We start from the raw sequence: 4082 nt of genomic DNA on the forward strand, positions 1-4082 counted from the left end.
GTCCCTGGGGGCTGCCGCCCCCGGACCCCCGCTGTCGGCCCTGAAGGGGCCGCGCTGGAAAGGGGCCGTGAGCGGGTGGGTCGGTGGGAAGCGTCGCTCGGGATGGCCATGGGGGCCGATAGGGTCGGGGCGTGAGTGACGACGAGATCACGTTGGCCGCGGGTGACGCGGAGGTGGCCCTGCGGCCGGGGAACGGTGGCCGGGTCGGAGGGCTTCGGGTCGGCGGAGTCGAACTGCTGCGGCAAGGCGAGCGGTTCGGGTGTTTTCCGATGGTCCCCTGGTGCGGGCGCACCCGCGACGGCCGCTTCCTCGACGGCGGCACCGTACGCCAACTCCCCCTCAACTCCCCGCCGCACGCCATCCACGGCACCGCCCGCGACGGCGCCTGGCGGGTCGCCCGCAAGACCGCCGACGAGGCCGTGATCACGTACGACCTCGTGGAGCCGTGGCCCTACGCCGGGCGCGTCACGCAGGCCGTCGCGCTGACCCCGGACACCCTCACGCTCACCATGTCCGTGGAGGCGTACGCCGATTCCTTCCCGGCGCAGATCGGCTGGCACCCCTGGTTCAACCGGAACCTCGGAGGGCGGGACGTCGAGGTGGCCTTCACCGCCGCGTGGCAGGAGGAGCGCGGTGATGATCACCTGCCCACCGGGAAGCGGATCGACCCCAAGCCCGGACCCTGGGACGACTGCTTCGGCATGCCCGGCGGTGTCGATGTCACCCTCACCTGGCCGGAGAGCCTTGAGCTGAAGGTGACCAGCCCGGAGGAGTGGGTCGTCGTGTACGACGAGCAGGACGCCGCCGTGTGCGTCGAGCCGCAGACCGGGCCGCCCAACGGGCTCAACACCCTCCCTCGGCTCGTCACCCCCATCGAGCCGCTCGAAGCCACGATGACGTGGAGCTGGCGAGCCCTCTGACGACCCCCGTCTAGGCTGGCAGCCATGAGTGCAGGCATTGGCATTAATGACGTGGACGCAGACGTGCGTGGCGATCTGTTGCAGCAGATCAAGGACAAGGCCGTCGTGCACGGCAAGGTGACCCTGTCGTCGGGGATCGAGGCCGACTACTACATCGACCTCCGCCTCGTCACCCTCGACGGTCAGGCCGCGCCGCTGGTCGGGCAGGTGCTGCTCGACCTGGCGGCAGGGGCGGGAATCGAGTTCGACGCCGTGGGCGGGCTGACCATGGGGGCCGACCCGGTCGGGACCGCGATGATGCACGCCGCCGCGGCTCGCGGGCAGCGCCTCGACGCGTTCGTCGTGCGCAAGGCGGCCAAGGCGCACGGGATGCAGAAGCGGGTCGAGGGTCCGAGCATCGCCGGACGGCGCGTGCTCGTCGTCGAGGACACGTCGACGACCGGCGACTCGCCGCTCACCGCGGTCGCGGCCGTGCGCGAGGCCGGCGCCGAGGTGGTGGGCGTGGTGACCATCGTCGACCGGGCCACGGGCGCCGCCGAGAAGATCGAGCAGGGTGCCGGCGTGCCCTATCTCTTCGCCTACTCGAAGAGCGACCTGGGACTGGACTGAGTATCGGGCGCGGTACCCGGCGTCCCGTCCCACCTGTCGAACACCGGGCTCGGTACCGGGCGAAACGTCTGGAAAGATGGGGCCGACGATGACGTCGCTTCCCAGCTTTCGCAGCCAGGTCTAGGTCAGGGCCGTAGGTAGCAGTACGCAGGCAATCATCACGCCAGATCGCCAACCCGCACGCACATCACGAGGAGCGGACACATGCCCATCGCAACCCCTGAGGTCTACAGCGAGATGCTCGACCGGGCAAAGGCAGGCAAGTTCGCCTACCCGGCCATCAACGTGACCTCGACCCAGACCCTGCACGCTGCGCTGCGCGGCTTCGCGGAGGCGGAGAGCGACGGCATCATCCAGATCTCGACGGGTGGTGCGGAGTTCCTCGGCGGGCAGTACAGCAAGGACATGGTCACCGGTTCCGTCGCGCTGGCCGAGTTCGCGCACATCGTCGCCGAGAAGTACCCGGTCACCGTCGCCCTGCACACGGACCACTGCCCCAAGGACAAGCTCGACGGGTATGTGCGACCGCTGCTCGCCGTATCCGAGGAGCGGGTCAAGGCCGGGCGCAACCCGCTCTTCCAGTCCCACATGTGGGACGGGTCGGCCGAGACCCTCGCCGACAACCTCGCCATCGCGCAGGAGCTGCTGGCCCGCGCCGTCGCCGCGAAGATCATCCTTGAGGTCGAGATCACGCCCACCGGTGGGGAGGAGGACGGCGTTTCCCACGAGATCAACGACTCCCTCTACACGACCGTCGACGACGCCGTCCGTACGGTCGAGGCGCTGGGGCTGGGGGAGAAGGGGCGTTATCTGCTCGCCGCCTCCTTCGGCAACGTCCACGGCGTCTACAAGCCGGGCAACGTCGTCCTGCGCCCCGACCTCCTCCAGGAGCTGAACGAGGGCGTCGCCGCCAAGTACGGCAAGCCGGCCGGCTCCCAGCCGTTCGACTTCGTCTTCCACGGCGGCTCCGGCTCCTCGGCGGAGGAGATCGCCACCGCGCTGGAGAACGGCGTCGTGAAGATGAACCTCGACACCGACACCCAGTACGCCTTCACGCGTCCGGTCGCCGACCACATGTTCCGCAACTACGACGGCGTCCTCAAGGTCGACGGCGAGGTCGGCTCCAAGTCGACCTACGACCCGCGTACGTGGGGCAAGCTCGCCGAGGCCAGCATGGCCGCGCGTGTCGTCAAGGCCACGCAGGACCTGCGGTCGGCCGGTACGAAGATCAAGTAGCCCGTCTCGTACGGCTTCCCCGTACCGCTTCCCCGTACCGTTTCCCCGTACGGCTTTCGTGAGCCCGGCGTCCGTGCCACTGTCTACGGCGCCGGGCTCGCTGTATACCTGAGGCATGTCGGACGTGCGCCTGGCCTCGCCGCAGGGCAAGTGGATCCTGCTGACCACCGTCCTCGGCTCCAGCATGGCCATGCTGGACTCGACCGTCGTGAACGTCGCGCTGCCGCGCATCGGCCGTGATCTCGACGCCGATCTGGCCGCCCTCCAGTGGACGGTCAACGCGTACATGCTGACGCTGGCCGGGCTGATCCTGCTGGGCGGTTCGCTCGGGGACCGGTACGGCCGTCGCAAGGTCTTCGTGATCGGGGTGGTGTGGTTCGCCGTCGCCTCGCTGCTCTGCGGTCTCGCCCCGAGTGCGGGCGTCCTCGTCGCCGCGCGTGCGTTGCAGGGCGTCGGCGGCGCGCTGCTCACTCCCGGTTCGCTGGCCCTCATCCAGGCCTCCTTCCACCCGGACGACCGGGGGCGGGCGGTCGGGCTGTGGTCCGGCTTCGGGGGCATCGGCGCGGCGGTCGGGCCGTTTCTGGGCGGCTGGCTGGTGGACGGGCCCGGGTGGCGGTGGGTGTTCCTGCTCAACGTGCCCCTGGCGCTCGTCTGCGCGCCCGTCGCCGTACGCCATGTTCCCGAGTCCGGTGACGGCCGTACGCGGCACGAGCGCTTCGACGTCCTCGGCGCGGGCTTGGGGGCTTTCGCGCTCGCGATGGTGACGTACGCGCTGATCGAGGCCCGGTCCGGTTCGGTGGCTGTCGTGTCGCTGTCGGCTGTGGTGGGGATCGTGGCCGGGGTGGCCTTCGTGTACGTCGAGCGGGGGCGCGGCGACGACGCGATGATGCCGCTCGACATCTTCGCCTCGCGCCAGTTCACGGCCATCAATCTGGTTACTTTGTGTGTCTACGCGGCCTTCGGTGGTTTCTTCTTCCTCTCCGCGCTTCAGCTCCAGGTGGTGGCCGGGTACTCGGCCCTGGGCGCCGGTACGGCTCTGCTGCCGACGACCGCGCTGATGCTGCTCCTTTCCGCGCGCTCGGGTGAGCTGGCGGTGCGGATCGGGCCGCGGGTGCCGCTGACGGTCGGGCCGCTGCTGTGCGCGGCGGGGATGCTGCTGATGACGCGGGTGGGCACCGGGGCGTCGTACGCCGCCGACGTGCTGCCCGCTGTGCTGGTGCTGGGGCTCGGCATGGTGACGCTGGTCGCGCCGCTCACGGCGAGCGTGCTGGCCTCTGTGGGGACCGAGCGGGCGGGGCGCTGTCTCTTATACACATT

4 protein-coding genes are annotated in these 4082 nt (G+C 70.0%); all 4 read left to right on the plus strand.

What is annotated here, in order from left to right:
* Positions 1 to 131 precede the first annotated feature (131 nt).
* Positions 132 to 920 carry an aldose epimerase family protein gene (locus tag AOK08_RS07805; RefSeq protein ID WP_055524714.1) on the plus strand — a complete coding sequence of 263 codons (789 nt, stop codon included), beginning with the start codon at positions 132 to 134 and terminating at the stop codon, positions 918 to 920.
* Positions 921 to 944: 24 nt separating this feature from the next.
* A complete protein-coding gene (gene pyrE / locus AOK08_RS07810; RefSeq protein ID WP_055524715.1) occupies positions 945 to 1529 on the plus strand; it encodes an orotate phosphoribosyltransferase in 585 nt (194 codons plus the stop codon).
* A gap of 186 nt (positions 1530 to 1715) precedes the next feature.
* Positions 1716 to 2765, plus strand: a complete 1050-nt coding sequence (fbaA, locus tag AOK08_RS07815) for a class II fructose-bisphosphate aldolase (RefSeq protein ID WP_277816010.1) — start codon at positions 1716 to 1718, stop codon at positions 2763 to 2765.
* A gap of 115 nt (positions 2766 to 2880) precedes the next feature.
* Positions 2881 to 4082: MFS transporter (locus tag AOK08_RS07820; RefSeq protein ID WP_055524717.1), on the plus strand; the 1202-nt coding region annotated here is incomplete at its 3' end.

This window comes from Streptomyces graminilatus (genome assembly GCF_001418565.1).
In the GTDB taxonomy this organism is placed as follows: Bacteria; Actinomycetota; Actinomycetes; order Streptomycetales; family Streptomycetaceae; genus Streptomyces; species Streptomyces graminilatus.

Coding starts and splice junctions, on each gene's coding strand:
- pyrE (WP_055524715.1), top strand. CDS start 945: ATGAGTGCAGGCATTGGCATTAATGACGTGGACGCAGACGTGCGTGGC.